Raw genomic sequence first — 25744 nt, forward strand, 5'->3', positions numbered from 1 at the left:
ATTTTGTCAAGTGGAATCAACACTTATCAAATTTCATATTGATTAATAAACGTGAACTGATATTGAGGTAATGGCGTGATGCAGACCCACTTTCCGCAGGAACTGGATGACTTAGAACAAGACCTGATGCGTTTTGCACAATCTCTTGAACATTTTGCTGAACGTTTAGGCATTAATCTGGCGGACCATGAAGCCGATCATGTGGCGGTGCGCTGCCACCAATTTGCGACAGCGGAACGCTGGAAAGCCGGATTTTTGAAAATGGGGCACCAGTTTTCACAGGCAATTATTAATGGGCGTCCAATCTGCCTGTTTAAACTGCATCAGCCGCTAAACCTGGCCGGCTGGCAAGTCGATGTGATTGAACTGCCGTGGCCGGGCGAGAAACTCTATCGCCATGAAGGGTGGGAGCATGTGGAGATTGTGCTGCGCGGCGATCCGGAATCGCTGGGTAAGCGTGCGATGGCCTTGCTTTCCGATGAGGCTTTGACGCAGCCTGGCATCTCTTTCAAGACCAGTGCGCCAAAAGGGGAGAACGAGCGCTTGCCCAACCCGACGCTGGCCGTTACGGACGGGCAAACCACCATTAAGTTTCATCCCTGGCGATTAGAGGAGATCGTTGCCAGCGAACAGGATTAACCGCGCGCAGCGACCGCATGCTGCAAACGTGTTACCGCCTGCTCAAGCGTGACGCGGGTGCAGCCAAAGTTAAAACGCACAAAGCGATCATCACCAAAATCGCCGCCAGGTGAAAAGCCCAGCCCATGCTGTTCAAAGTAAAGCGCGGGAGTGTCGACAGCGAGTCGACTGGCATCGATCCAGCCGAGATAGGTTGCTTCCGGCGCAGTCATGCGCAGTGCTGGCAGGGCATTGACCTGTGCCACCAACCGATCGCGATTAGCGCGTAAATAATCGAGCTGGGCAGTCAGCCACTCCTCGCCATCCCGCCACGCAGCCTCTGCCGCTACGAGCGCCAGGATATCAACGCCTGGCACGATCCCTTCACGGACCTGCTTAAAGCGTTGTCTTAATTCGCGGTTGGGAATGATCGCCAGTGATGCGCCTAATCCTGCGATATTGAAGCTTTTTGACGGGGAAATCAGGGTAATACTGCGCTGTGCCGCATCCTCACTCAGCGTCGCGAATGGAATATGGTGCACGTCCGGTGATAACAATAAATCGCAATGAATTTCATCGGAGCAAACAATCAAATCATGCTGCTGTGCAAACGCCAGCTGCGCCTCAAGCTCATCCCGACGATAAACCGTGCCACATGGATTATGTGGATTGCATAACATCAGCAGGCGTTCATTTCCCTGCATGGTGCTGGTGTTGAGATCCATGACCCATCGATCGCCCTGCAGACGCATGGGTAGGTTCACCTGCGTGCGCTCGGCCAATTGTGCAGCGGTACGAAAAGGGGGATAAATCGGCGTGGGAGCAACGGTAGACTGGCCAGACTCTGTGAACGCGCGGACCGAAAGATTTAAACCGCATACGACGCCCGGCAGCAACACCAGCCAGTCGGGCTGAATATGCCAGTTGTAGCGCTGCGCTAAGCGGGAAATAGTGATATCAATCAATCCGTCTGGCGCTGCGCCGTAGCCAAATACGCCATGATCCGCACGCTTTTTAATCGCCTCAATCACGGCAGGCGGAGACCTGAAATCCGTGTCAGCCACCCATAACGGCAACACATCACGATCGCCATATTTGTGCCATTTCAAACTATCGCTGTGACGACGGTCTATCCATTGATCAAAATCGAATGCCATTGTGCGAGTTCCACGTAAACTATCCAATTAAGCAGATTAACTGAAGCATTCCTCCCGAGCCAGAAGTCATGAAAGGAGCATGGTATGACGAAACTGGAAATTTGTTGCTACGGCATCGATTGTGCAATGACTGCGCAGCAATCCGGTGCCGATCGCGTGGAGCTGTGCAGTGCGCCACGCGAAGGTGGGTTGACGCCTTCAGCTGGCGTGTTGGAAGCGGCACGCCGTGAAATTTCGATCCCGGTTCATCCTATTGTCCGTCCGCGCGGTGGCGATTTTTGTTACACCCCGCGAGAGTTTGAGACGATGAAATCTGATGTCTCACTAATGCGTGAATTGGGCTTTCCGGGATTGGTTATAGGCATGCTGGATGAAGATGCGCATGTCGATATTGCCCGTATGCAGCAGATTATGGCGCTGTGTGATGGCATGGCAGTGACGTTTCATCGCGCCTTTGATTTATGCCACAGCCCTAAACGTTCGCTAGAAGTGCTGGCTGATTTAGGCATCGCGCGTATTCTGACTTCTGGCCAGCAACAGAGTGCCGAAGCAGGAATTGCATTATTACGGGAACTAAATGAGCACAGCACAGGTCCGATTATTATGGCCGGTGCGGGCGTACGCTTGAGCAATATTCAGAAGTTTATCGACAGTGGATTGCAGGAAGTCCACAGCTCCGCCAGCCGCTTAGTCGCTTCGCCGATGCGCTACCGTAAAGCCGGTGTTTCAATGTGCTCCGAAGCGGAAACCGATGAATTCAGCCGCTACTGCGTTGATGGTGATGTCGTTGAAGCCATGAAAAGCATGACGCAGTTAACCGACGCCCGGGTAGCCTGAATCCGCACCAGTTTTGCCGCGCAGCACGCCAGTTCACATGACGTGATGTTTGCAAGTACCAACCCCAGCATTTTTGCTGGGGTTCTTTTTGTCTATCCCCTTCATACTTCAGGCTACAGATAGGTTGGCGGCGTGCGTTCCTGTCGTTCGAATTTTTTGGGAAAGATTTCAAGTCGTAATAGCGTGTTCCAGCAAATGATGCTTTGATTACTTATGGCTTCGTACGGATAACCTTCATGAAATCCTTCCCTTGTGCCGTTTTAGTGCTGCTTATTCCTTACTGTGGTATCGCGCTGGCGGCAAGTTCCGCGTGTCCGCCGCTGAGTAAAAATATCACCAGCAGTAACAATTGGATTATGCTGGGTGGCGATGCCAAAGGTGCGGTGCGTCAAGTGGTGGCCGGCGAGTTTGGCAAAGATGTTAATTCGCAAAAGCGCGTGCTCGGTCAGTTTAATCAGTGCGGCGATTTGATGGTGGCCGATATCTCCTATGACAAAAATGAAGGCAACGTTTTACTGACCATGGAACAGCATATCGCCCGCGTGCAGCGAGGCTGGGTGGCGGAATATGCTTATCTGGTCAAAGTCATCAAGGCTGGTCAGGAAGAAGTTGTAGATAACCGGCAGGGCACCATTAGCTGGCAAATCGGACAGCACGGCAACATTGTCAGCTCCTCCGATAAATTTACCAGCATGGGCAAAGAGGGCTTTACCGACACGACATATCGCTATGACAAACAGCTCCGCGTTGAAAAAAGCGTGGCGCGCGGTAGCGACAGCATGAGCAACGGCGAAAACAGCTGGCGCTGGAATCCGCAGGGATTGGTCATTTCATCCACCAGCGCACGCAGCAAAGATATCTACAGTTATGACAACCAGTGGCGGGAACTGCGCCTGAATGGCACCTCGACAACGCCGGTTAGCACGCTGCGCTCGGTGGATGAATGCCAGCTGTGGGATGAGGTGGGCAACTGTACATTGAGCTATCTGCATGAAACCGAAGTATTTGCCAAAGGCACCATTGAGCGCCATCTTAGCTCAGCCTATAAATATCAATACTGGAACTCGCCAGGCGAATCAGCCGCCCAGGATTAACGCCAATCCCGCATAAAGGCTGGAAATCAGGGCCGCGGAGTAAAGCTTCCGCCGCATGGATGCGGCGGCAGAGGCCACAAGGATGCGTCCACGACGCCTTTACGCAGCGGCCCTGATTTCTAGCCTGAAACGCACCGGAGTAATAGAGAACATCCTATGACCCTAATCCTTTCATTCCTCTTCGCCATTACCATTTTGACACTCACTCCCGGCTTTGATACTGCGCTGGTACTGCGTTCCGCCGCCGTGCAAGGCTGGAAACGCGCCTCGGTAACGGCGCTGGGCGTCACGCTCGGCTGTTTGGTGTGGGGCGTTGCGGTGGGACTGGGTTTGGGCGCGCTGCTGCTGGCCTCGGAAATGGCTTATAACCTGCTGAAATGGATCGGTGCGGCGTATCTGCTTTATCTTGGCGTCAAACTGTTGATCAATCCGCGCACGCAGGCGGAAGAAGGGCAGCGCGCGCAGAGTAAAGAACAACGTTATTTCGCCTGCTTCACGCGCGGTTTATTTGGCAACCTGCTTAACCCCAAGGTCGGCGTATTCTATGTCACCTTCCTGCCGCAGTTCATTCCGGCAGGCGCATCGGTGCCGCTGTGGTGCACGCTAATGGCGTTGACGCACATGGTGATTGGTCTGGTGTGGAATGCCGTGCTGATTGGTGGCAGCCAGTACTGCGCGGCGCATCTGCGTCGTCCTGCGGTACTGAAAGTGATGGATCGCCTGACTGGCTGCGTATTTATTGGCTTTGCCGCGAAGCTGGCGCTATCGCGGCGTTAAGCTTTACGGTTTGCGGGCCACGAGTACGGCGCGCAGCGGCGCGGGATAACCTTCGACCGTTTTGCTGCTGTCGTTAGGATCAAGGAATTCGGCCAGCGATTCGCTGGTCATCCAGCTGGTGCGTCGCTGCTCTTCCACCGAGGTCACCGCATAATCGGCAATGCGCACATCCACAAATCCGCATTTTTCCAGCCAGCTCTTCAGCGCGGCGGCAGAAGGAATAAAGTAAACATTACGCATCTGCGCATAACGTTCACCCGGTACCAGCACCGCGTTCTCGTCGCCTTCAATCACCAGCGTTTCCAGCACCAGCTCGCCGTCACTGACCAACTGATTTTTCAACTGCATAAGGTGATCGAGTGGCGAACGACGATGATAAAGTACGCCCATCGAAAATACGGTATCAAACGCCTGTAACGCTGGCAGTTGTTCAATGCCCAGCGGCAGCAAATGCGCACGACGATCGTCGCCCAGCAGCTTACGTACCGCCTCGAACTGACACAAAAACAGCTGCATGGGGTCGATACCCACCACCAGTTTCGCCCCAGCACCGATCATGCGCCACATGTGATAGCCGCTGCCACACCCGACATCGAGTATCGTGCGATGCGTTAGGGGGGAGATGTGCGGCAACACGCGATCCCATTTCCAGTCAGAACGCCATTCGGTATCGATCTCGGTACCGTACAGCGAATAGGGACCTTTGCGCCATGGCATCAAATTGCGCAGCAAATTTTCAATACCCAGACGTTGACGATCGGTCAGATCGTTGGCATCCGCGCTCACGCTGTGCAGTAAATCCAGCTTGTGCGGTGCAAGCAGGGGGAGATAATCAACCGACTTCTCCCAATCGCGGAATTTACCGTGCAGGTTTTCACGCTGCCATGCGGCAACTTGCGCAGGTAAGACTTCCAGCCAGCTGGCGAGCGGGCCGGTGGCAATTTGCTGATAAAAACGGCCAAACTCAATCATTTCAACGCCACCAACGAACCAAAATTAAAACACTGGAACCATAACTCTACATGTTTGAAACCGGCGGTTTTCAGGCGCGCTTTATGCGCCTCCACGCTGTCGGTCAGCATCACGTTTTCCAGCATGCTGCGTTTCTGGCTGATCTCCAGCTCGCTGTAGCCGTTCGCGCGCTTAAAATCGTGATGCATGTTGAACAGCAGTTCACCTACGTCAGCATCTTCAAAACTGAACTTCTCAGACAGCACCAGTGCGCCACCCGGATTCAGACCGTTAACGATTTTCTTTAATAATTCGAGACGGGCGGGCGGCTCAAGAAACTGCAGGGTAAAATTCAGTACCACCAGCGAAGCATTCTCGATATGAATATCCTGAATATCCGCTTCGATCACCTGAACCGGCGTGTCGGCACGGAAGGCGTCGATATGACGGCGGCAGCGTTCCACCATCGCCGGAGAATTATCCACGGCAATAATTTGGCAGCCTGGCACATGAATATTGCGGCGCACCGACAGCGTGGCTGCGCCCAGCGAACAGCCGAGATCGTAAACCTGGCTATTCGGCTGTACAAAGCGTTCTGCCAGCATGCCAATCATCGAAATGATGTTGGAATAACCCGGCACCGAGCGCTGAATCATATCGGGAAAAACTTCAGCTACGCGCTCGTCAAAGGTCCAGTCGCCCAGCTTATCAATGGGCGCGGAAAATAGCGTATCGCGATCAGACATAATGAAAAGTCCGGAGAGAAATCGGAAAGGGCGCTATTTTGGCAGAAACTGCCGCACGCTGCACGTTGTAGTGTTGAGTTTAGAATAGCGTCGATTGTTGCAGCCACTCAGGTAGATTGCGCAGTGTCGGCTCCAGCTGCTGCAATTGCGGCCACAGCGCCTGAACCAGCGGAAACACGTCGCCCATGTCTGGTGTATGAATAAACAGCATGGGATCGCTCTCTTTTTGCCATGCTTGCAGCTTACTGCGCCACGGCTGAAACAGGGGCACGCTCTCCGCCACGCTATCACTGCCAATGAAGCGCACCATAGGTTGCGATCCGGTACGCACAGCATGTGGCGGCACGCGCGGTTTTTGCGATCGCGCCTGCACCGCTGCGACAGACTGCGAGTTTGAGGCATGCACCGGGCGACTATCGAGCATCACCCGATTAATTCTACGATCCAGCAAACCGCGATTCAGCGCGCGTTCGGCTTCACCTTTGGCAAAAAACGCATGATGACGCACTTCCACGCCATAGTGAAAATTGCGCGGCAAGCTATCCAAAAAGAACCATAAATCACCAAGCTGTGCGGGAGAGAATGCCGCGGGCAGTTGCAACCAATATTGACCGATACGGTTACTCAGCGGATCGAGCAGACGGAAAAACGCCGTCAGCAATTCATCACAGTTACGCAGGCCAGATTGGTGACTGATGCTCTCGGGAAATTTGAAGCAGAAGCGGAAGTCATCGTGGGTCATATCCCGCCAGCGCATCACCACTTCCGGCTTCGGCAAAGCATAAAGTGTGGTGTTGCCTTCCACGCAGCCAAACAGCTGTGCGTAATCGGCCAGCGTCTCTAAACCGAACTGTTTCCAGCGCGCGTGCTGCCATTGTGGTAAGCCAATGCGAAGTGTCAAACGCGAACTCCTTAATCCTTTAGGGGCGGGAAAGGGCGGCATAATGTACCCTGTTTTGATGTCGGCAGGAAAAACAGCGCGATAAAGCCTATTGTTTTGTCCGCTTTGATCTGGCTCCACTTATCCTGCCTGGGTTTTTCCATTATAATAGCCGCCTTTTTTGCGACAGCATCTCATAAGGTTACGCGGCCTGATGTTGTCTGGCAGCAGCGGCGAAGTTAAAAGGATACGTTATGCGTACAGAATATTGCGGACAGCTCAATCTGTCTCATGTGGGTCAGCAAGTCACTCTCTGCGGCTGGGTAAATCGCCGTCGCGATCTGGGTAGCCTGATTTTTATCGATATGCGCGACCGTGAAGGTATCGCACAGGTGTTCTTCGATTCCGATCGTCAGGACGCTTTCCAGCTGGCATCTGAACTGCGTAACGAATTCTGTATCCAGATCACCGGCACCGTGCGTGCACGTGATGAAAAAAACAAAAACAGCGACATGGCCACCGGTGAAGTGGAGGTGTTTGCGCATGAACTGAACATCATCAACCGTGCTGAACCTCTGCCACTGGATTCGAACCAGATCAATAGCGAAGAAGCGCGTCTGACTTATCGCTATCTGGATTTGCGTCGTCCGGAAATGGCTCAGCGTTTAAAAACCCGCGCTAAAATTACCAGCTTCGTGCGTCGCTTTATGGATGACCAGGGCTTCCTCGATATCGAAACGCCAATGCTGACCAAAGCAACACCGGAAGGCGCGCGTGACTATCTGGTGCCGAGCCGCGTACACAAAGGTAAGTTTTACGCGCTGCCGCAGTCACCTCAGCTGTTCAAACAGCTGCTGATGATGTCGGGTTTTGATCGCTATTATCAAATCGTTAAGTGCTTCCGCGACGAAGATCTGCGTGCCGACCGTCAGCCTGAATTCACCCAGATCGACGTTGAAACCTCGTTCATGACGGCTGAGCAGGTACGTGAAAAGATGGAGCGTCTGATTCGTGAGCTGTGGATCGACATCAAGGGCGTCGATCTCGGTGACTTCCCGCAGATGACCTTTGCGGAAGCGATGCACCGTTACGGTTCCGATAAGCCAGACCTACGTAATCCCATGGAGCTGGTGGACGTTGGCGATCTGCTGAAAAATGTCGAGTTCCAGGTGTTCGCGGGCCCCGCTAATGATGCCAAAGGCCGTGTAGCGGCGCTGCGCGTTCCAGGCGGTGCTGCATTAACGCGTAAGCAAATTGATGAATACGGCAAGTTTGTTGAAATCTATGGCGCCAAAGGCCTGGCGTGGATGAAGATTAACGAACGTGCTAAAGGCTTCGAGGGCGTACAGAGCCCGGTAGCGAAATTCCTCTCTGCAGAGATCGTCGAAGCGATCCTGAATCGCACATCAGCACAAGATGGTGACCTGATCTTCTTCGGTGCCGACCGCGCTAAAGTGGTGGCGGATGCGCTGGGTGCGTTGCGTCTGAAGGTGGGCCGCGATCTGCAGATCACCGATGAAAAAGCCTGGGCGCCGCTGTGGGTTATCGACTTCCCAATGTTTGAGGAAGATGAAGAGGGCGGCCTGGCAGCGATGCACCATCCGTTCACCTCGCCGAAAGCGATGAGCGCCGAAGCGTTGGCGACCGATCCGGTACAGGCAGTAGCCAATGCCTACGATATGGTAATTAACGGCTACGAAGTGGGCGGCGGTTCGGTACGTATCCACAGCGGCAAAATGCAGCAGACGGTGTTCAGCATCCTGGGAATCACCGAAGAAGAGCAGCGCGAGAAGTTTGGCTTCCTGCTCGACGCCCTGAAATACGGCACACCGCCGCACGCGGGCCTGGCCTTTGGTCTGGATCGACTGACCATGCTGTTAACGGGTACCGATAACATCCGTGATGTGATCGCGTTCCCGAAAACTACCGCAGCAGCATGTCTGATGACTGAAGCGCCAAGCGAAGCCAATCCAGCCGCCTTGTTGGATCTGGGTATTTTGGTGGCACCGAAGAAAGAAAAGTCAGAGAACAAGTAATGGGCTATAAACATCCGGTATCGGTGCTGGTAGTGATTTTTGCGCGAGATACCGGCCGGGTGTTAATGCTGCAGCGACGTGATGACGACAGCTTTTGGCAATCGGTTACTGGCAGCCTGGAAGCGGGTGAAAGCCCACATCAGGCGGCTCAGCGCGAAGTGTTAGAAGAGCTCGCCATCGACATAGCGGATGAAAAGTTAGTGCTGGACGATTGTCACAAAGAGATCGAGTTTGAAATCTTCCCGCACTATCGCCATCGTTACGCGCCGGGCACCACGCACAATCGCGAACACTGGTTCAGGTTGGCGTTACCCGCAGAGCGTGAGCTTCTGCTCACCGAGCATCTCGCCGCGCGCTGGCTCGACCCCGCCGCTGCCGCAGCCCTCACCAAGTCCTGGAGTAACCGCCAGGCAATTGAAGAATTTATCTGAATGCTCGCCGCCGCGCGTTATTCCGGTGGCGAATGCATTAAGTTTTATGAATCTGGTGAGTTTTCAATGAACGCACCGAACAATATCGAACAGTCAGGCGTAATCGGCGCCGCGAGGTTGTTCACCGCCAGCGCACAGCAACCGGAGCGTACTTATGTACGTGAGGATTGCGAGCACTGCCGGGGGACAAGATCGCAAGTAAGATAGCCTGCACCCAGTAAAAGATCGGAGAATATGTAAGATGGCTGGACACAGTAAATGGGCGAATACTAAGCACCGTAAAGCTGCTCAGGACGCTAAACGCGGTAAAATCTTCACCAAAATCATTCGCGAGCTGGTTACCGCTGCGAAGCTCGGTGGCGGCGATGCCGGTTCCAACCCGCGCCTGCGCGCAGCGATGGACAAAGCCCTGTCCAATAACATGACCCGCGATACCATGAACCGCGCAATTGCACGCGGCGTGGGCGGCGAAGATGATTCCAACATGGAAACCATCATCTATGAAGGTTACGGTCCGGGCGGCTCTGCTGTGATGATCGAGTGCCTGAGCGACAACCGCAACCGTACCGTTGGCGAAGTGCGTCATGCCTTCACCAAAACCGGCGGTAACCTCGGAACTGACGGTTCAGTTTCTTACCTGTTTAGCAAGAAGGGTGTTATCTCCTTCGCGCCAGGCCAGGACGAAGATGCGGTAATGGAAGCGGCGCTGGAAGCCGGTGCCGAAGACGTCGTCGCCTATGATGATGGCGCAATTGACGTGTTCACCGCGTGGGAAGAGCTGGGTGCGGTGCGTGATGCGCTGGAAGCTGGCGGCTTGAAAGCGGACACCGCTGAAGTCTCAATGATCCCTTCAACCAAAGCCGAAATGGATGCCGAAACTGCGCCGAAACTGCTGCGCCTGATCGACATGCTGGAAGACTGCGATGATGTGCAGGAAGTGTACCATAACGGTGAAATCTCTGATGAGATCGCAGAAACGCTGTAATGGCGTTGCTTAAAACCCCACTTACCGGAGACGCGCTGTGGCGATAATTCTCGGGATCGATCCCGGCTCGCGCGTCACCGGTTACGGTGTTATCCGCCAAACCGGCCGCCAGCTCACCTATCTGGGCAGCGGCTGTATCCGCACCAGCGTCACCGATTTGCCGTCGCGCCTCAAACTGATTTACGCCGGCGTCTGCGAAATCATCACGCAGTTTTCACCTGATTACTTCGCCATTGAGCAGGTGTTTATGGCGAAGAATGCTGACTCAGCGCTCAAGCTGGGCCAGGCGCGCGGTGCGGCGATTGTGGCTGCGGTGAATCACGATTTGCCGGTATTTGAATATGCAGCGCGGCAGGTGAAGCAAACGGTAACCGGCACCGGTGGTGCAGAGAAAAGTCAGGTACAGCACATGGTGCGGACCTTGCTGAAACTGCCGGCGAACCCGCAAGCTGACGCCGCCGATGCGCTGGCGATTGCCATCACCCACTGCCATATGAGTCAAAATGCCGGACGTATAAGTGACACAAAACTGGTGATGACGCGCGGTCGAATGCGATCGGGTTAGCGGAAACGAAACGCTATACGAGGCTGGATATTCATCCAGCTTTTTTTATGCTATAAACGCAGGCTTACTTACAGATTAAGGAATCGCTCAGGTGATTGGTCGTTTACGAGGCAACATTCTGGAAAAACAGCCGCCGCTGGTGTTAATTGAAGCGCACGGCGTCGGTTATGAAGTGCACATGCCAATGACCTGCTTTTACGAGCTGCCGGAAATTAATCAGGAAGCGATCATCTTTACCCAGTTCGTGGTGCGTGAAGATGCGCAGCTGCTGTTCGGTTTCAATAACAAGCAGGAGCGCACGCTGTTCCGCGAGCTGGTGAAAGTGAATGGCGTGGGGCCAAAGCTGGCGCTAGCGATCTTGTCGGGCATGTCAGCGCAGCAGTTCGTTACTGCGGTTGAGCGACAAGAGATTGCGTCTTTGATTAAACTGCCAGGCGTAGGCAAAAAAACCGCCGAGCGCTTGATCGTGGAAATGAAAGACCGCTTCATTGGTATGCACGGCGATCTGTTTGGCGGTGACTCAACCTTTACATTGACGACGCCATCAGCCGCGCAGGATAACAACGATGCTGAAGCAGAAGCCGTATCGGCACTGGTTGCCCTCGGTTATAAACCACAGGAAGCCAGCCGCATGATCAGCAAAGTGGGAAAACCGGACGCGGATTGCGAAACCCTGATTCGCGAAGCGCTGCGCGCAGCTATTTGAGGTAAAGCATGATTGAAGCCGATCGCCTGGTCTCGGGCAGTTCCTTTAACGAAGAAGAAACGCTCGATCGTGCCATTCGACCTAAGCTGCTGACGGAATATGTGGGTCAGCCGCAGGTGCGCGAGCAAATGGAGATTTTCATCCAGGCTGCGAAACTGCGCGGCGACGCACTCGATCATCTGCTGATCTTTGGTCCGCCGGGATTGGGTAAAACCACGCTGGCCAACATCGTAGCCAATGAAATGGGCGTTAATCTGCGCACGACGTCGGGGCCGGTGCTGGAGAAAGCGGGCGATCTCGCAGCGATGCTGACCAACCTCGAACCGCATGACGTGCTGTTCATCGATGAAATCCATCGCCTTTCACCGGTAGTGGAAGAGGTGCTGTATCCAGCAATGGAAGATTATCAGCTGGATATTATGATTGGTGAGGGCCCGGCGGCGCGTTCCATTAAGCTCGACCTGCCACCGTTTACCCTGATTGGCGCCACCACACGTGCGGGTTCATTAACTTCGCCGTTGCGCGATCGCTTTGGCATCGTCCAGCGTCTTGAATTCTATAATGTCCCTGACTTACAGCACATCGTTGGGCGAAGCGCAGCCTGTCTTGGCTTGGCGTTGAGCGAAGAGGGTGCGTTAGAAATCGCGCGTCGTGCGCGCGGTACGCCACGCATCGCCAACCGGTTGCTGCGTCGTGTACGGGACTTTGCGGAAGTGCGCGCCAACGGTAATTTGAGCGGCGAAGTATCGGCTAGCGCGCTGGATATGCTTAACGTCGACAGTCAGGGGTTTGATTATATGGACCGCAAACTGCTGCTGGCGATCATCGACAAATTCTCGGGTGGTCCGGTTGGGTTAGATAATCTGGCTGCGGCGATTGGCGAGGAGCGGGAAACGATCGAGGATGTGATTGAACCCTTCCTGATTCAACAGGGATTCATTCAGCGCACGCCGCGTGGCCGTATGGCAACGCAGCATGCCTATAAACATTTTGGTATCAGTCGCGAAGAGTAAACCGGCGTTAAGCCGCCGGTTTTTTTGCCATGCTGATAATGAACAGCACTGCGGCACATAATACAACTGAAGGACCGGCTGGCGTATCGTAAGTGGCGGAGAAGGTTAGCCCGCCGGTTACCGCAACAATACCGACAATCACGGCAAAACCCGCCATCTGCTCTGGCGAGCGCGAGAAACGACGCGCCGTCGCCGCCGGGATAATCAGCAGCGATGTAATGATCAACGCGCCGACAAATTTCATTGCCACACCGATGGTTAAAGCGGTCACCAGCATCAGCATCAAACGCGTACGCTGAATGTTCACGCCATCCACCTGTGCCAGCTCAGGGCTGATGGTCATCGACAGCAGAGCGTTCCACTGCCACGCCATCACGGCTAACACAATCGCTACGCCTCCGCCCATCATCCACAGGTCATCTGGCGTGACCGCCAGCAGGTCACCAAACAGATACGCCATCAGATCGACACGCACACCTTGCATCAGGCTTACCACCACTAAACCCAGCGACAGCGCACTGTGCGCCATAATGCCGAGCAGTGTGTCGATAGCGAGATGTGGGCGACGCTCCAGCCATACCAATCCCAGTGCCAGACAGACGGTAACCAGAATCACTGCATAGTAAGGATTAACGTTGAGCAGTAAACCAAACGCCACACCTAGCAGCGATGCATGGGCAAGGGTGTCACCAAAGTAGGACATACGGCGCCAAACCACAAACGAGCCAAGCGGACCGGCGGCCAGCGCCAGCAAGACGCCACCCAGCCAGCCAGGTAATAACAGTTCAATCATGACGGGCCATTTCCTTTGCGCAGAACAATGCGTCCCTGTAAATCGTGACGGTGATTATGATGATGACGATAGATTGCCAGCTGCTGCGCACCGCGCGGCCCAAACATGGCGATAAATTCAGGATGCTGCGAAACGGCTTCGGGTGTCCCGGAACAGCAGATGTGATGATTAAGACACAGCACTTCATCGGTTTTCGCCATCACCAAATGTAAATCATGCGAGACCATTAGCACGCCACAGTTTAGCTCGCGACGCAGCTGATCGATCAAATCATACAGCGCAACCTGGCCGTTCACGTCAACACCCTGGGTTGGCTCATCCAGCACCAGCAGTTGAGGATCATTCAGCAGCGCTCGCGCCAGTAAAACACGCTGGGTTTCCCCGCCAGAGAGTTTTTGCAGCGGCGCATTAAGCAGATGTCCACCCTGTACGCGTTTTAACGCGGGCAAAATCGCATCACGTCGGGTACCGCGCGAAAGACGCATGAAACGCTCAACGGTGATTGGCAATGTGGGATCAATGTGCAGTTTCTGCGGCACGTAGCCGATGCGCAAATCAGCAGCGCGCTTGACGGTGCCGCCGGTTGGTTTAAGCAGCCCGAGCACCGTGCGAACCAACGTCGATTTGCCAGCGCCATTCGGGCCCAGCAGAGTGAGAATTTTCCCGCGTTCGAGCGTAAGGCTAATGCCTGCTAGCACCGGGCGCTGGGAGAACTTCACTGAAATGTTTTCAAGAGTAACAAGTGGCAGCATGATATTTACGGGTTGCATAGAATTTCGAATGTTATAATATCACATTCCATCACCTGGTCACGATGGAATGTCGTATTATGTTACACAATAAAAAACGTCTTATTTTCACCCTCACTGCTGCGGCAATCGCTACCTCAGCCGCACTGCCTGCGCACTCAGCGGTGGTGGCTTCAATTAAACCCATCGGATTTATCGCAGCCGCAATCGCCGATGGCATTACACCGGTTGAAGTGTTGCTGCCTGACGGTGCTTCTGAACATGATTATGCTCTGCGTCCTTCCGATGTAAAACGTATAAAAAACGCAGACTTAGTGGTGTGGACCGGCCCGGAAATGGAAGCCTTCCTGACCAAGTCAGCGGCAGAATTACCTGCCAATAAAAACCTCGAGATCGCCGCTTTGCCGGAAGTAAAACCGTTATTGATTAGCGGCGATGATGATGATGAGGAACATGAGCACGATCACGATCATGACCTTGCCTCAGAAAAGTCTGAGCAACAAGACCTGTCTCATGCTCACCACCACCATGGGCAATTTAATATGCATCTGTGGATGTCCCCTGAGATCGCAAGGCAATCTGCGGTTGCAATCCATGGGAAATTATTGGAACTTATGCCGCAAAGCAAAGCCAAACTTGACGCTAACCTGCAGCAGTTTGAGGCAGAATTAGCCAACGCGGATACACACATTGGCGCGCAACTTGCGCCTGTGCGGAATAAGGGTTATTTCGTTTTTCACGATGCGTATAGCTACTTTGAAAAACATTACGGTTTGTCACCATTAGGGCATTTTACCGTCAATCCTGAAATCCAACCGGGCGCCCAGCGTTTACATCAAATACGAACACAGTTGGTTGAGCAGAAAGCCGTATGCGTTTTTGCTGAACCACAATTCAGGCCGGCCGTCATCGATGCCGTGTCTCGTGGAACTGAGGTGCGTAAAGGCACGCTCGATCCATTGGGCATGGGGATCAGCTTAACAAAAGATAGCTACGTGAAATTCCTTTCACAGCTGTCGAGCCAGTATGCGAGCTGCCTGAATGGAGCATGAGGAATAAGTAAAAGTGCAGCAGATAGCCCGCTCTGTCGCCCTCGCATTTAATAATTTGCCGCGCCCCCACCGCGTTATGCTGGGTTCATTAACCGTAGTGACTTTGGCCGTCGCCGTTTGGCGGCCATACGTTTATCATCCCCATGATGTTGCACCCATCGTGAAAACTATCGCGCTGGATAAAGACGAACTGCGGACCTTGCTGCCCGAAGCCAGCGAGCCGATTGACCAAACCACCGAAGAGCCGGAAGAAGATATTCCTGCCGACGACATTGATAAAGACGTCCCGGACAATTCAAACGTCCATGATTACACCGTCTCTTCAGGCGATACGCTGAGCAGTGCGCTGAATCAGTACGGTATTGAGCTGGGCGATATCAATGCGCTGGTTAGCAGTGATAAAGACCTGCGCAATATGCGCGTCGGCCAGCAACTTAGCTGGACGCTGGACGCGGATGGCCAACTGCAAACCTTCAGCTGGGAAATCGATCGCCGTGAAACCCGTACTTATCAGCGCGCCGATAACGGTAGCTTTACGATGCAGCAGGCGCTGCAAAAGGGTGAATGGCAGAACAACGTGCTGAAAGGCGAAGTGCGAGGCAGTTTTGCTGCCAGTGCTCAGCGGGCGGGATTGACCAGCGCAGAAACCAGTAACGTCATCAAAGCAATGCAGTGGCAGATGGATTTCCGCAAGCTGCGCGCAGGCGATGATTTTAGCGTACTGATGTCGCGCGAAATGCTCGATGGCAAAAGTGCACAAAGCCAACTGCTTGGCGTACGTCTGCGCACCGGGGGCAAAGATTACTACGCCTTCCGCGCGGAAGATGGCAAGTTCTACGACCGTAACGCATCTGGCCTGGCACGTGGTTTCATGCGTTTCCCAACGGTTAAGCAGTATCGCGTCTCCTCTAACTTCAATCCTCGCCGTCTTAATCCGGTGACTGGGCGTATCGCACCGCATAAAGGTGTCGATTTCGCCCTGCCTATCGGCACGCCGGTATTGGCGGTGGGTGATGGGGAAGTGGTGATGGCGAAGAACGGCGGCGCGGCGGGCAATTACGTGGCCATTCGCCACGGCCGTCAGTATATGACGCGTTACATGCATTTGAGCAAGGCGCTGGTGAAGCCTGGACAAAAAGTGAAACGAGGCGATCGCATTGCGCTCTCGGGTAACACTGGACGCTCTACTGGCCCACATCTGCACTATGAAGTGTGGATCAATAACCAGGCTGTCAATCCATTAACGGCGAAACTACCACGCATGGAAGGGCTGACCGGCAAAGATCGCAGCACTTATATGGCGCAAGTGAAAACCTGGCTGCCGCAATTAACGCTGAAATAGCGCACATTTTCGCGTAACACCGGAAAAACCGACGGATTCTTCGTCGGTTTTTTGCTATCTGGCGCATGAAGATTGCAAAATAAACCATCGTCACTATTATTGACCGGTCATTGTCAGAGGCGAGTGCATGGAAACCCGAAAGAAAAATAACAGTGAGTTTATTCCCGTTTTTCAACGTTCTTTTTTGAAGCCGAAATACTGGGGCAGTTGGTTGGCGGTTGGCGCGCTGGCTGGCATGGCGTTGCTTCCCGCCAAAGTGCGCGATCCTATTCTGGGTGGATTGGGCAAGTTCGCTGGCAAGCTGGCGAAAAGTGCGCGTCGTCGTGCGCTGATCAATCTCTATTATTGCCTGCCAGAATTGAGTGAGGCGCAGCGCGAAGAGATTGCTGATCGTATGTTTGCTACTGCACCGCAGGCGATGGCAATGATGGCGGAGCTCGGCTTACGCAATCCTGCACACGTGCGAAAGCGTGTTGAGTGGCACGGCAAGGAAATCATTGAGCAGCTGCAGACGAATAAAGAAAATGTCATTTTCCTGGTGCCGCACGGTTGGGCGGTTGATATCCCGGCCATGCTGTTGGCGTCTGAAGGCCAGATGATGGCGGCGATGTTCCACAATCAGAGCGATCCGTTAATGGATTATCTGTGGAATACCGTGCGTCGCCGTTTCGGCGGGCGTATGCATGCGCGTAACGATGGCATCAAACCGTTTATCGCTTCGGTGCGTCAGGGCTACTACGGCTATTATCTGCCCGATCAGGATCATGGCGCAGAGCACAGTGAGTTTGTGGATTTCTTTGCCACTTACAAAGCCACGCTACCGGCCGTGGGTCGTCTGATGAAAGTGTGTCGCGCCCGCGTGGTACCGCTTTTTCCGGTATATAACAGCGAAACGCACCGGCTGGAAATCTATGTGCGTCCGCCAATGGACGATTTGCTGGAAGCGGATGACAACACGCTGGCTCGTCGCATGAATGAAGAAGTTGAAGTATTTGTGCGTCCGCATCCTGAGCAGTACACCTGGATTTTGAAGCTGCTAAAGACGCGCAAAGAAGGGGATATCGAACCTTATGCGCGCAAAGAACTTTATCCGCGCAAGAAATAATTCGTTGAGTCGCCATTGATGGCGACCAGGTGCGCATCAATGCGCACCTTCCAACATGCCAGGCTCTAATCTGTCAATCACGCTGCTTTTACATGACTGCGACGTTTCCGTTCACGCAGGAAGAGCGTCACCAGACCAAACCACAATACGCCAGCCGCAAAGTTGATGCCGCTAAACCACGGCGTACCGCCGCTGAAATAGCCACTTTTTGCCAGCTCAATACCTACGGCTAAGGTCAGAATACTGATCATGCCGAGCATTGCCGCGACGCTGCCTTTGCCTTCGTCACTGGAGTAGAGCGTTAAGCGATAAAGTCCAGCGTTCACCATGCCTGCGCCAAATGCGTACAAGCTCAAACCTGCTGTCAGCAGCAGATAGGTGTGGCTATTAAGCAAATTCGCCAACAGCGCAATACTCAACCCAATCAGGATTGGCCATGCGGCAAATTTTACCGGCTGCTCAATCGGAACGCGGCCCGCCAATTTGCCCAACGTGATATTCCCGGCAATCATTGCTAAAAATACCGGCAGCAGCAGTAGAGCATATTGCATCCGCGACAGCCCTTCATCGTGCATCAGAATCACCGGCGACAGGGCTACCCATGTAAGGATGGGAATAAACACTAAACCAATCGCAAATGATCCATACATGACCTGGCGATCGCGCGCTAAACGCGCATAGCCACGTGCCAGCGTGGGCAAGGCGATGGAGTGGCTGCGATCGCCAGCGGTTTCTGGCATTACGCGCCAAAGCAGGGCAAAAGCGATGACGCTGCAGATGGCAAACAGCCAGAACATGCTGCGCCACTCGCCAACCGTGAGCCACGCGGCGCCGGCCAAGGGTCCAGCTAACGGCGCCAGCAGCGCAACGTTGGCCATCAGCGCCATCATGCGCACTGCCAGTGCTTCAGCAAAGGCTTCCTGCACTGCCGCATAGCTGACTGCGCCAATGAAACACAGGCTGATGCCCTGAATGAACCGCAGCGCGACAAACTCTTCAATGCTGCTGACCCAGGTGGTGAGAATACAAGCGGCAGCAAAGAACAGAATGCCAAACAGCAATACGGGGCGACGGCCATATTTATCGGAAAGCGGGCCAAGCAGCCACTGCAATACAACGCCGCCCATCAAATAAGCGGTCAGCGATGTTGATACCCATTCAGGACCCACGCCGAATTCTGAGGTCACCAGCAACATGCCGGGCTGAATCATGTCGTGCGCGATATAGGTCGCAAATTCGAATAACACCAATGCGAGCGGAAACAGCAGTACGCGCCCGGTAAGTTGGGTAATAGGTTGATAGCGGGCCATCTGGCCTCCTTGTCAAAAAAATAAAAACGCGACTGCCAGGCAGTCGCGTTTGTCCATGTTGTTACAGCCGCTGTCGGTAGTGCGTATTAATCTACGCGCAGCACACGGCTGGTATTGGTGGTACCGGTGGTCGCCATCACGTCGCCCTGGGTGACAATCACCAGGTCGCCTGACACGAGGAAACCTTTGTCGCGCAACAGATTCACTGCATCGTGCGCGGCGGCAACACCGTCATTATTACTGTCGAAAAATACTGGCGTAACGCCACGATAGAGCGCCGTGAGATTCAGCGTACGTTCGTGACGTGACATGGCGAAGATCGGCAAACCAGAGGTGATACGTGACGTCATCAGCGCAGTACGGCCTGATTCAGTCATGGTGATGATGGCTGAAACCCCTTGCAGATGGTTGGCAGCATACATCGCAGACATCGCAATGGCTTCCTCAACGTTATCGAATTGCACCTCAAGGCGGTGCTTGGAGACGTTAACGCTAGGGATTTTTTCTGCGCCGAGGCACACCTTAGCCATTGCGGATACGGTCTCTGCCGGATATTGGCCCGCCGCGGTTTCGGCCGAGAGCATAACGGCATCGGTACCATCGAGCACGGCATTCGCCACGTCCATCACTTCCGCACGCGTTGGCATCGGATTGGTGATCATTGATTCCATCATCTGCGTAGCGGTGATGATGGTGCGGTTTAGCTGACGTGCGCGACGAATCAGCGCCTTCTGAATACCGACCAGTTCCGGATCGCCAATCTCAACACCCAGATCACCACGCGCCACCATTACCACATCTGATGCCAGAATGATGTCATCCATCGCTTCCTGTGAAGCAACGGCTTCTGCACGTTCAACTTTCGCCACGAGCTTAGCGTCGCAACCGGCATCGCGCGCCAGGCGGCGAGCATAGTTCATATCTTCGCCGTTACGCGGGAAAGAAACAGCGAGATAATCCACGCCGATTTTGGCGGCTGTGATGATATCGACTTTGTCTTTCTCTGTCAGCGCGTCAGCAGATAAGCCACCACCCAGTTTGTTGATACCTTTGTTGTTGGAAAGCGGGCCGCCGACGGTTACTTCGGTGAATACTTTGGCGCCCTGGACTTCCAGCACTTTCAACTGCACGCGACCATCATCCAGCAGCAGAATATCGCCCGGCACCACATCTTCTGGCAGGCCTTTATAGTCAATACCGACTTTCTCTTTATCGCCTTCGCCTTTGCTCAAATCGGCATCCAGCAGGAAGCGGTCGCCAACATTAAGGAAAACTTTGCCTTCTTTGAAGGTTGATACGCGAATTTTCGGCCCCTGCAGGTCGCCAAGAATCGCCACGTGGCGACCTAATTTCGCGGCAATCTCACGCACCTTGTTGGCGCGCTGCTGATGATCTTCTGGTGTGCCGTGGGAGAAGTTGAGTCGTACAACGTTAGCACCTGCCGCGATGATTTTTTCGAGGTTATTGTCGCGATCGGTGGCTGGACCGAGGGTTGTAACGATCTTGGTTCTTCTGAGACGTCTGGACATGAAGGACTCCGTTAGCAAAGTAGCGTGTCGCTCTCAAGTGACACGTAGTGTTCATCTATTCTATATGATTGATGGGCTGTGATTCGACTCACATTGTGAATGTGATGTTAATTATTTTCCTGCGGCTGTTTCTCCAGGCGCGAATCTTTTAGCGCTTCTTTCACCCGTTTCAGATTCTCACGGAAAGAGGCGCCGCGCTCAAGGGTAAACCCCGTCGCCAGTACATCAACCACGGTTAATTGTGCCAGGCGGGAAACCATCGGCAGGTAGATATCGGTATCTTCCGGCACATCCAGCGTCAATGCCAGCGTCGCTTCTGCTGCCAGCGGTGAACCCGGAGAAGTGATAGCCAGCACAGTGGAAGCGTTTACACGCGCCAGGCGAGCCAGTTCTATCATATTTTTGGTGCGGCCAGTATGCGAGATGAGAACAAATACATCATTTGGTCCACTATTTATGCAACTCATGCGCTGGATCACAATATCCTCTGACCAGATGACCGGCAGATTAAAACGCAGAAATTTGTTGGTGGCATCGTGTGCGACCACGGCGGAGGCGCCCAGACCGAAAAAGGCAATTTTATGCGCTTTTGTAAGGGCCAAAACTGCCTGATGAATCACCTCTACATCGAGCTGCTGACGCACGCGACTCAAACCGGCTAGTGCAGAATCAAAAATCTTATGGCTAAAGCTTTCGACGCTGTCATTTTCTTCCACATCACGGCTGACCCAGGTTGGGCCTTTTGCCAGACTCTGCGCGAGCTGCAACTTGAAATCAGGAAAGCCGCGTGTGCCCATGCGATGACAAAAGCGATTCACCGTGGGTTCGCTGACGTCAGCGGCACGTGCAAGCGTGGCGATGCTGGAGTGCATCGCCTGTTGAGGAGCAGCAAGAATCTGTTCTGCTACTTTACGTTCCGATTTGCTCAGCGCCGCTAAATGCGCCTGAATCTGTTCCAGCATGGTTTAACCTAATGACCGTCAATCACTTTTCCGCGTTCACCGATGGATGAAATCGCTGCCAATTCTCAAGAATATACCGTGTAATAGAGGCACGCACGCAGCGAAGGACAAATGTAAGCGCGAATTTTTTGCGATACTTTGATCGCTGACGTGTTTTGCCGCGACAAACATCGAAACAGAAAAAGTGCTCAAATGGCACGCTACAACACACTTAACACCTTTAATTCGTTCACAGTTAACGCCAGCAAAGGCTGCGTTCGGGTTGTCCTGAACCAGCGAAAAACGTACATTGTGCTGTAAGAAAATTACAATAAGGACCTGGCGTGATGAGAACGCTCAAGCCGGGTATATCCTGCAACGAGGAGAGGAAAATGGCGGTTACACAAACAGCCCAGGCATGCGATCTGGTGATTTTCGGTGCCAAAGGCGATCTTGCTCGCCGTAAACTGTTGCCATCACTGTATCAGCTGGAAAAAGCCGGTCAGATTCATGAAACCACTCGCATTATTGGCGTAGGCCGCGCGGATTGGGACAAGGATGCGTACACCAAAGTGGTTCGTGAAGCGCTGGAAACCTTCATGAAAGAGAAAATCGACGAAGCGCTGTGGGACACACTCAGCAGCCGTCTCGATTTTTGTAACCTCGACGTTAATGACACCTCGCATTTCACCAAACTGGGCAAAATGCTTGACCAGAAAAATCGTGTCACCATCAACTATTTCGCCATGCCGCCAAGCACCTTCGGCGCAATTTGTGACGGTTTGGGCGCCGCGAAGCTGAACGCCAAACCGGCACGCGTGGTGATGGAAAAGCCGCTTGGCACCTCACTGGAAACCTCGCAAGAGATCAATGACAGCGTCGGCAAATACTTTGAAGAGAGCCAGGTCTTCCGTATTGACCACTATCTCGGTAAAGAGACGGTGCTTAATCTGCTGGCGCTGCGTTTCGCTAACTCGATTTTCGTTAACAACTGGGACAATCGCACTATCGATCATGTGCAGATTACCGTGGCAGAAGAAGTGGGCATTGAAGGCCGCTGGGGTTATTTCGACAAAGCCGGTCAGATGCGCGACATGATTCAGAACCACCTGTTGCAGATTCTGACGATGATCGCCATGTCGCCGCCGTCGGATCTCAGCGCGGATGCCATCCGTGATGAGAAAGTGAAAGTGCTGCGTTCCCTGCGTCGTATTGATCAGACTAACGTGCGCGAGAAAACCGTACGTGGCCAATACACCGCGGGCTTTGTGCAGGGTAAAAAAGTGCCGGGCTACCTGGAAGAAGAGGGCGCCAATAAGCAGAGCGCCACGGAGAGCTTTGTCGCCATCCGCGTCGATATCGATAACTGGCGTTGGGCTGGCGTGCCGTTCTATCTGCGTACCGGCAAGCGTTTGCCGACCAAATGCTCTGAAGTGGTGGTCTACTTCAAGAACCCAGAGATGAACCTGTTCAAAGACTCTTATGCCGAACTGCCACAGAACAAATTAACCATTCGTCTGCAGCCGGACGAAGGTGTGGATATCGAAATCCTGAATAAAGTGCCGGGACTCGATCACAAACATAAGCTGCAAACCACCAAGCTGGATCTGAGCTATTCAGAAACTTTCAACCAGTCGCATCTGGCCGATGCTTACGAGCGTCTGCTGCTGGAAACCATGCGCGGCATTCAGGCGCTGTTTGTGCGTCGTGACGAAGTAGAGGCCGCCTGGGGCTGGGTGGATTCCATCATTGATGCCTGGAATGCCGATGCCGAAGCGCCGAAGCCGTATCAGGCTGGCACTTGGGGGCCGGTGGCTTCTGTCGCGATGATTACGCGCGATGGCCGTTCCTGGAACGAGTTCGAATAATCACGCGTTGCTAAGCCCGCCGAATGTGCGGGCTTTTTTTTGCCGAAAATTCCTTTATCTGAAAAGTGAACCCGGGTTTCAAAAAAAATTGATATCCGATAGACGTCGCTCCAGCCAATCTTGTATGGTAGGTCCCAATTATTGACAGCGTGGCTGCGCGCCGGGCTGATGCAACTAAGGAAACGTGATGAAGAACTGGAAAACAAGTGCAGAACAGATCCTGAAAACTGGCCCGGTAGTGCCGGTCATCGTGGTGAACAAACTGGAACATGCAGTGCCGATGGCGAAAGCGCTGGTTGCGGGCGGTGTGCGCGTGCTGGAAGTGACGCTGCGTACGCCGGTAGCAATGGATGCACTGCGCGCCATGATTAAAGAAGTGCCGGAAGCGATTGTTGGGGCAGGTACGGTGATTAATACACAGCAGTTGAAAGAAGTCACAGATGCCGGTGCACAATTTGTTATCAGCCCAGGATTAACAGAGTCCCTGCTGAAAGCGGCGGTTGAAGGTCCGGTACCTTTGATTCCGGGGATCAGTACCGTATCTGAACTGATGACCGGTATGGATTATGGTCTGCGCGAGTTCAAATTTTTCCCGGCTGAAGCCAACGGCGGCGTAAAAGCGCTGTCAGCGATTGGTGGACCCTTCCCACAGGTGCGTTTCTGCCCGACGGGCGGCATCTCTCCGGCAAATTATCGTGAATACCTGGCCCTGAAAAGTGTGCTATGCATTGGGGGCTCATGGTTGGTACCCAATGATGCGCTGGAAACCGGCGACTGGGATTGCATTACGCGTCTGGCGCGTGAAGCGGTTGAAGGGGCACGCGCGTAACGGATTTGTAGGGTCCTATACATGGCGTAGTGCCCATCAGTTAGCGTGAAACGGTCACCATGAATGGTGACTCTACGTGGATATAGCCGGGTTTTCGTAGGGTGCGCATTTATGCGCACCTGCACAAAGAGGCATTTTTTTGCTTAAGAGAGCGGCATTACGCCATTCATGGCGACCTCTTGAACTCACTTACCCTTCAACTTTCACCGCAGCTGCACTGGCTACAGCACGCGCAATCGCCTCATCGGTGGTTTCACCGGTTGCTAACGCAACGCCCAAACGACGCTGACCTGCAATTTCCGGCTTACCAAACAGACGCAGCTGCAAGCCCGCACCCAGCGCGGCTTCGATATTGACGAACTGCACGTCGTGGCTGTTGAGCTCAGGCAAGATCACCGCTGAAGCGGCTGGGCCATATTGACGAATACCGCCAATCGGCAAGCCAAGGAAGGCGCGGACATGCAGTGCGAACTCCGACAGATCTTGTGAAATCAGCGTCACCATGCCGGTGTCATGCGGACGCGGTGATACTTCGCTGAACACCACTTCATCACCACACACAAACAGCTCTACGCCAAACAGACCATAGCCACCGAGCGCTTTCACCACATTAGCAGCAATATCCTGCGCGCGTTGAAGCGCCAGCTCGCTCATCTGCTGCGGCTGCCAGGATTCACGGTAATCGCCATCTTCCTGGCGGTGACCAATCGGGGCGCAGAAATGGATGCCGTCAACCGCGCTAATGGTAAGCAGGGTGATTTCAAAATCAAACTTCACCACACCTTCAACGATTACGCGACCGGCACCGGCACGTCCGCCTTGCTGCGCATAATCCCAGGCTTTGTCCAGCTGACTGGCTTCACGGATGAAACTCTGGCCTTTACCGGAGGAACTCATCACCGGTTTTACGATGCACGGGAATCCAATCGCGTGGGCGGCGGCGACAAAGTTCTCTTTACTGTCGGCAAACTGATACGACGAGGTTGGCAGAGACAGCTCTTCCGCTGCCAAACGGCGAATACCTTCGCGGTTCATGGTCAGGCGTGCGGCGCGGGCTGTCGGCACCACTTTCTGGCCCTGCGCTTCCAGTTCCAGCAATTTTTCGGTAGCGATCGCCTCAATTTCAGGCACCACAAAATGCGGCTTTTCCTGGGCGATTAACGCGGCAAGCGCCTCGCCATCCAGCATATTGATCACGTGGCTACGATGCGCAACGTGCATGGCGGGCGCATCGGCATAACGATCCACTGCGATCACTTCTACACCGAGACGTTGGCACTCCAGCGCCACCTCTTTGCCTAATTCACCTGAACCTAACAGCATGACACGCGTGGCGGCAGGGCGCAGCGCGGTTCCGAGAGTTGTCATAATTTCACCTTAGCAGTCAAAATGCGCGCGCAGTATAAACGAAAACGTTTGCGTACTCACGC

Annotated in this window: 25 protein-coding genes; 15 read left to right on the forward strand and 10 right to left on the reverse strand. The window is 53.8% G+C overall.

Annotation, left to right across the window (positions count from 1 at the left end):
- The first annotated feature begins 78 nt into the window (after positions 1 to 78).
- Positions 79 to 639: a VOC family protein gene (locus AAGR08_RS07920; protein WP_345829880.1), complete on the forward strand. Its 561-nt coding sequence runs from the start codon at positions 79 to 81 to the stop codon at positions 637 to 639.
- On the opposite strand, the gene AAGR08_RS07925 is transcribed toward AAGR08_RS07920, so the two are convergent.
- Positions 636 to 1775: a PatB family C-S lyase gene (locus AAGR08_RS07925; protein ID WP_345829465.1), complete on the reverse strand. Its 1140-nt coding sequence runs from the start codon at positions 1773 to 1775 to the stop codon at positions 636 to 638. The two genes, AAGR08_RS07920 and AAGR08_RS07925, sit on opposite strands and share 4 nt — an antisense overlap.
- An 84-nt stretch (positions 1776 to 1859) precedes the next feature.
- On the opposite strand from AAGR08_RS07925, the gene cutC reads away from it, so the two are divergent.
- The 3 genes from cutC to AAGR08_RS07940 all read left to right on the forward strand — a co-directional run bounded on the left by cutC (position 1860) and on the right by AAGR08_RS07940 (position 4483).
- Entirely contained in the window at positions 1860 to 2612 is a 753-nt protein-coding gene (cutC, locus tag AAGR08_RS07930; protein WP_345829466.1) for a copper homeostasis protein CutC, read from the forward strand.
- Between the two features lie 236 nt (positions 2613 to 2848).
- Positions 2849 to 3706 carry a hypothetical protein gene (locus tag AAGR08_RS07935; RefSeq protein WP_345829467.1) on the forward strand — a complete coding sequence of 286 codons (858 nt, stop codon included), beginning with the start codon at positions 2849 to 2851 and terminating at the stop codon, positions 3704 to 3706.
- Between the two features lie 156 nt (positions 3707 to 3862).
- Positions 3863 to 4483, forward strand: a complete 621-nt coding sequence (locus AAGR08_RS07940) for a LysE family translocator (RefSeq protein ID WP_345829469.1) — start codon at positions 3863 to 3865, stop codon at positions 4481 to 4483.
- Positions 4484 to 4486: 3 nt separating this feature from the next.
- Here the strand turns inward: AAGR08_RS07940 and cmoB are convergent, their stop codons facing one another.
- The 3 genes from cmoB to AAGR08_RS07955 all read right to left on the reverse strand — a co-directional run bounded on the left by cmoB (position 4487) and on the right by AAGR08_RS07955 (position 7081).
- The gene (cmoB, locus tag AAGR08_RS07945) at positions 4487 to 5455 is read right to left on the reverse strand and encodes a tRNA 5-methoxyuridine(34)/uridine 5-oxyacetic acid(34) synthase CmoB (protein ID WP_345829471.1); all 969 of its coding nucleotides are present in this window, start codon (positions 5453 to 5455) and stop codon (positions 4487 to 4489) included.
- Positions 5452 to 6180, reverse strand: a complete 729-nt coding sequence (gene cmoA, locus AAGR08_RS07950) for a carboxy-S-adenosyl-L-methionine synthase CmoA (RefSeq protein ID WP_345829472.1) — start codon at positions 6178 to 6180, stop codon at positions 5452 to 5454. Before cmoA ends, cmoB begins: the two co-directional genes overlap by 4 nt.
- A 79-nt stretch (positions 6181 to 6259) precedes the next feature.
- Entirely contained in the window at positions 6260 to 7081 is an 822-nt protein-coding gene (locus AAGR08_RS07955; protein WP_345829474.1) for a DUF72 domain-containing protein, read from the reverse strand.
- A gap of 233 nt (positions 7082 to 7314) precedes the next feature.
- Between AAGR08_RS07955 and aspS the strand changes: the two genes are divergently transcribed.
- From aspS to ruvB, 6 genes are all read left to right on the forward strand, one after another.
- The gene (gene aspS / locus AAGR08_RS07960) at positions 7315 to 9096 is read left to right on the forward strand and encodes an aspartate--tRNA ligase (protein WP_345829475.1); all 1782 of its coding nucleotides are present in this window, start codon (positions 7315 to 7317) and stop codon (positions 9094 to 9096) included.
- Positions 9096 to 9527 (forward strand): dihydroneopterin triphosphate diphosphatase, encoded by a 432-nt coding sequence (gene nudB, locus AAGR08_RS07965; RefSeq protein ID WP_097097068.1) that lies wholly within the window; start codon positions 9096 to 9098, stop codon positions 9525 to 9527. Before aspS ends, nudB begins: the two co-directional genes overlap by 1 nt.
- 241 nt (positions 9528 to 9768) lie before the next feature.
- Positions 9769 to 10512 carry a YebC/PmpR family DNA-binding transcriptional regulator gene (locus AAGR08_RS07970; RefSeq protein ID WP_097097070.1) on the forward strand — a complete coding sequence of 248 codons (744 nt, stop codon included), beginning with the start codon at positions 9769 to 9771 and terminating at the stop codon, positions 10510 to 10512.
- Positions 10513 to 10549: 37 nt separating this feature from the next.
- Complete coding sequence (gene ruvC / locus AAGR08_RS07975) at positions 10550 to 11077, forward strand: crossover junction endodeoxyribonuclease RuvC (protein ID WP_345829477.1); 528 nt, start codon at positions 10550 to 10552, stop codon at positions 11075 to 11077.
- A gap of 91 nt (positions 11078 to 11168) precedes the next feature.
- Positions 11169 to 11783 carry a Holliday junction branch migration protein RuvA gene (ruvA, locus tag AAGR08_RS07980; protein ID WP_007889559.1) on the forward strand — a complete coding sequence of 205 codons (615 nt, stop codon included), beginning with the start codon at positions 11169 to 11171 and terminating at the stop codon, positions 11781 to 11783.
- An 8-nt stretch (positions 11784 to 11791) separates the two neighbouring features.
- Positions 11792 to 12796 carry a Holliday junction branch migration DNA helicase RuvB gene (gene ruvB, locus AAGR08_RS07985; protein ID WP_007889560.1) on the forward strand — a complete coding sequence of 335 codons (1005 nt, stop codon included), beginning with the start codon at positions 11792 to 11794 and terminating at the stop codon, positions 12794 to 12796.
- 7 nt (positions 12797 to 12803) lie between these two features.
- Here the strand turns inward: ruvB and znuB are convergent, their stop codons facing one another.
- Together znuB and znuC are read right to left on the reverse strand one after the other, a co-directional pair.
- Complete coding sequence (znuB, locus tag AAGR08_RS07990) at positions 12804 to 13589, reverse strand: zinc ABC transporter permease subunit ZnuB (protein ID WP_097097072.1); 786 nt, start codon at positions 13587 to 13589, stop codon at positions 12804 to 12806.
- Positions 13586 to 14341, reverse strand: coding sequence for a zinc ABC transporter ATP-binding protein ZnuC (znuC, locus tag AAGR08_RS07995; protein WP_345829482.1), 756 nt, complete (start codon positions 14339 to 14341; stop codon positions 13586 to 13588). The genes znuB and znuC overlap by 4 nt, the downstream gene beginning before the upstream one ends.
- A 77-nt stretch (positions 14342 to 14418) precedes the next feature.
- On the opposite strand from znuC, the gene znuA reads away from it, so the two are divergent.
- The 3 genes from znuA to lpxM all read left to right on the forward strand — a co-directional run bounded on the left by znuA (position 14419) and on the right by lpxM (position 17837).
- Positions 14419 to 15390, forward strand: coding sequence for a zinc ABC transporter substrate-binding protein ZnuA (gene znuA / locus AAGR08_RS08000; RefSeq protein ID WP_345829483.1), 972 nt, complete (start codon positions 14419 to 14421; stop codon positions 15388 to 15390).
- Positions 15391 to 15403: 13 nt separating this feature from the next.
- Positions 15404 to 16732, forward strand: a complete 1329-nt coding sequence (gene mepM / locus AAGR08_RS08005) for a murein DD-endopeptidase MepM (protein ID WP_097097074.1) — start codon at positions 15404 to 15406, stop codon at positions 16730 to 16732.
- A gap of 127 nt (positions 16733 to 16859) precedes the next feature.
- Entirely contained in the window at positions 16860 to 17837 is a 978-nt protein-coding gene (gene lpxM / locus AAGR08_RS08010; protein WP_345829485.1) for a lauroyl-Kdo(2)-lipid IV(A) myristoyltransferase, read from the forward strand.
- A gap of 77 nt (positions 17838 to 17914) precedes the next feature.
- Here lpxM and AAGR08_RS08015 read toward each other — a convergent pair whose 3' ends face one another.
- From AAGR08_RS08015 to AAGR08_RS08025, 3 genes are all read right to left on the reverse strand, one after another.
- Positions 17915 to 19147, reverse strand: coding sequence for an MFS transporter (locus AAGR08_RS08015; protein ID WP_345829486.1), 1233 nt, complete (start codon positions 19145 to 19147; stop codon positions 17915 to 17917).
- A gap of 86 nt (positions 19148 to 19233) precedes the next feature.
- Positions 19234 to 20676 carry a pyruvate kinase gene (gene pyk, locus AAGR08_RS08020; protein ID WP_097097077.1) on the reverse strand — a complete coding sequence of 481 codons (1443 nt, stop codon included), beginning with the start codon at positions 20674 to 20676 and terminating at the stop codon, positions 19234 to 19236.
- A gap of 107 nt (positions 20677 to 20783) precedes the next feature.
- Positions 20784 to 21638: a MurR/RpiR family transcriptional regulator gene (locus tag AAGR08_RS08025; RefSeq protein ID WP_345829487.1), complete on the reverse strand. Its 855-nt coding sequence runs from the start codon at positions 21636 to 21638 to the stop codon at positions 20784 to 20786.
- Positions 21639 to 22009: 371 nt separating this feature from the next.
- On the opposite strand from AAGR08_RS08025, the gene zwf reads away from it, so the two are divergent.
- Together zwf and AAGR08_RS08035 are read left to right on the forward strand one after the other, a co-directional pair.
- Entirely contained in the window at positions 22010 to 23485 is a 1476-nt protein-coding gene (zwf, locus tag AAGR08_RS08030) for a glucose-6-phosphate dehydrogenase (RefSeq protein ID WP_097097079.1), read from the forward strand.
- A 187-nt stretch (positions 23486 to 23672) separates the two neighbouring features.
- Positions 23673 to 24314 carry a bifunctional 4-hydroxy-2-oxoglutarate aldolase/2-dehydro-3-deoxy-phosphogluconate aldolase gene (locus tag AAGR08_RS08035; RefSeq protein WP_345829488.1) on the forward strand — a complete coding sequence of 214 codons (642 nt, stop codon included), beginning with the start codon at positions 23673 to 23675 and terminating at the stop codon, positions 24312 to 24314.
- Positions 24315 to 24503: 189 nt separating this feature from the next.
- On the opposite strand, the gene purT is transcribed toward AAGR08_RS08035, so the two are convergent.
- Positions 24504 to 25682, reverse strand: a complete 1179-nt coding sequence (gene purT / locus AAGR08_RS08040; RefSeq protein ID WP_345829489.1) for a formate-dependent phosphoribosylglycinamide formyltransferase — start codon at positions 25680 to 25682, stop codon at positions 24504 to 24506.
- Between the last annotated feature and the right edge of the window lie 62 nt (positions 25683 to 25744).

It is taken from the genome of Pantoea sp. BRR-3P, assembly GCF_039621635.1.
In the GTDB taxonomy this organism is placed as follows: Bacteria; Pseudomonadota; Gammaproteobacteria; order Enterobacterales; family Enterobacteriaceae; genus Pantoea; species Pantoea floridensis.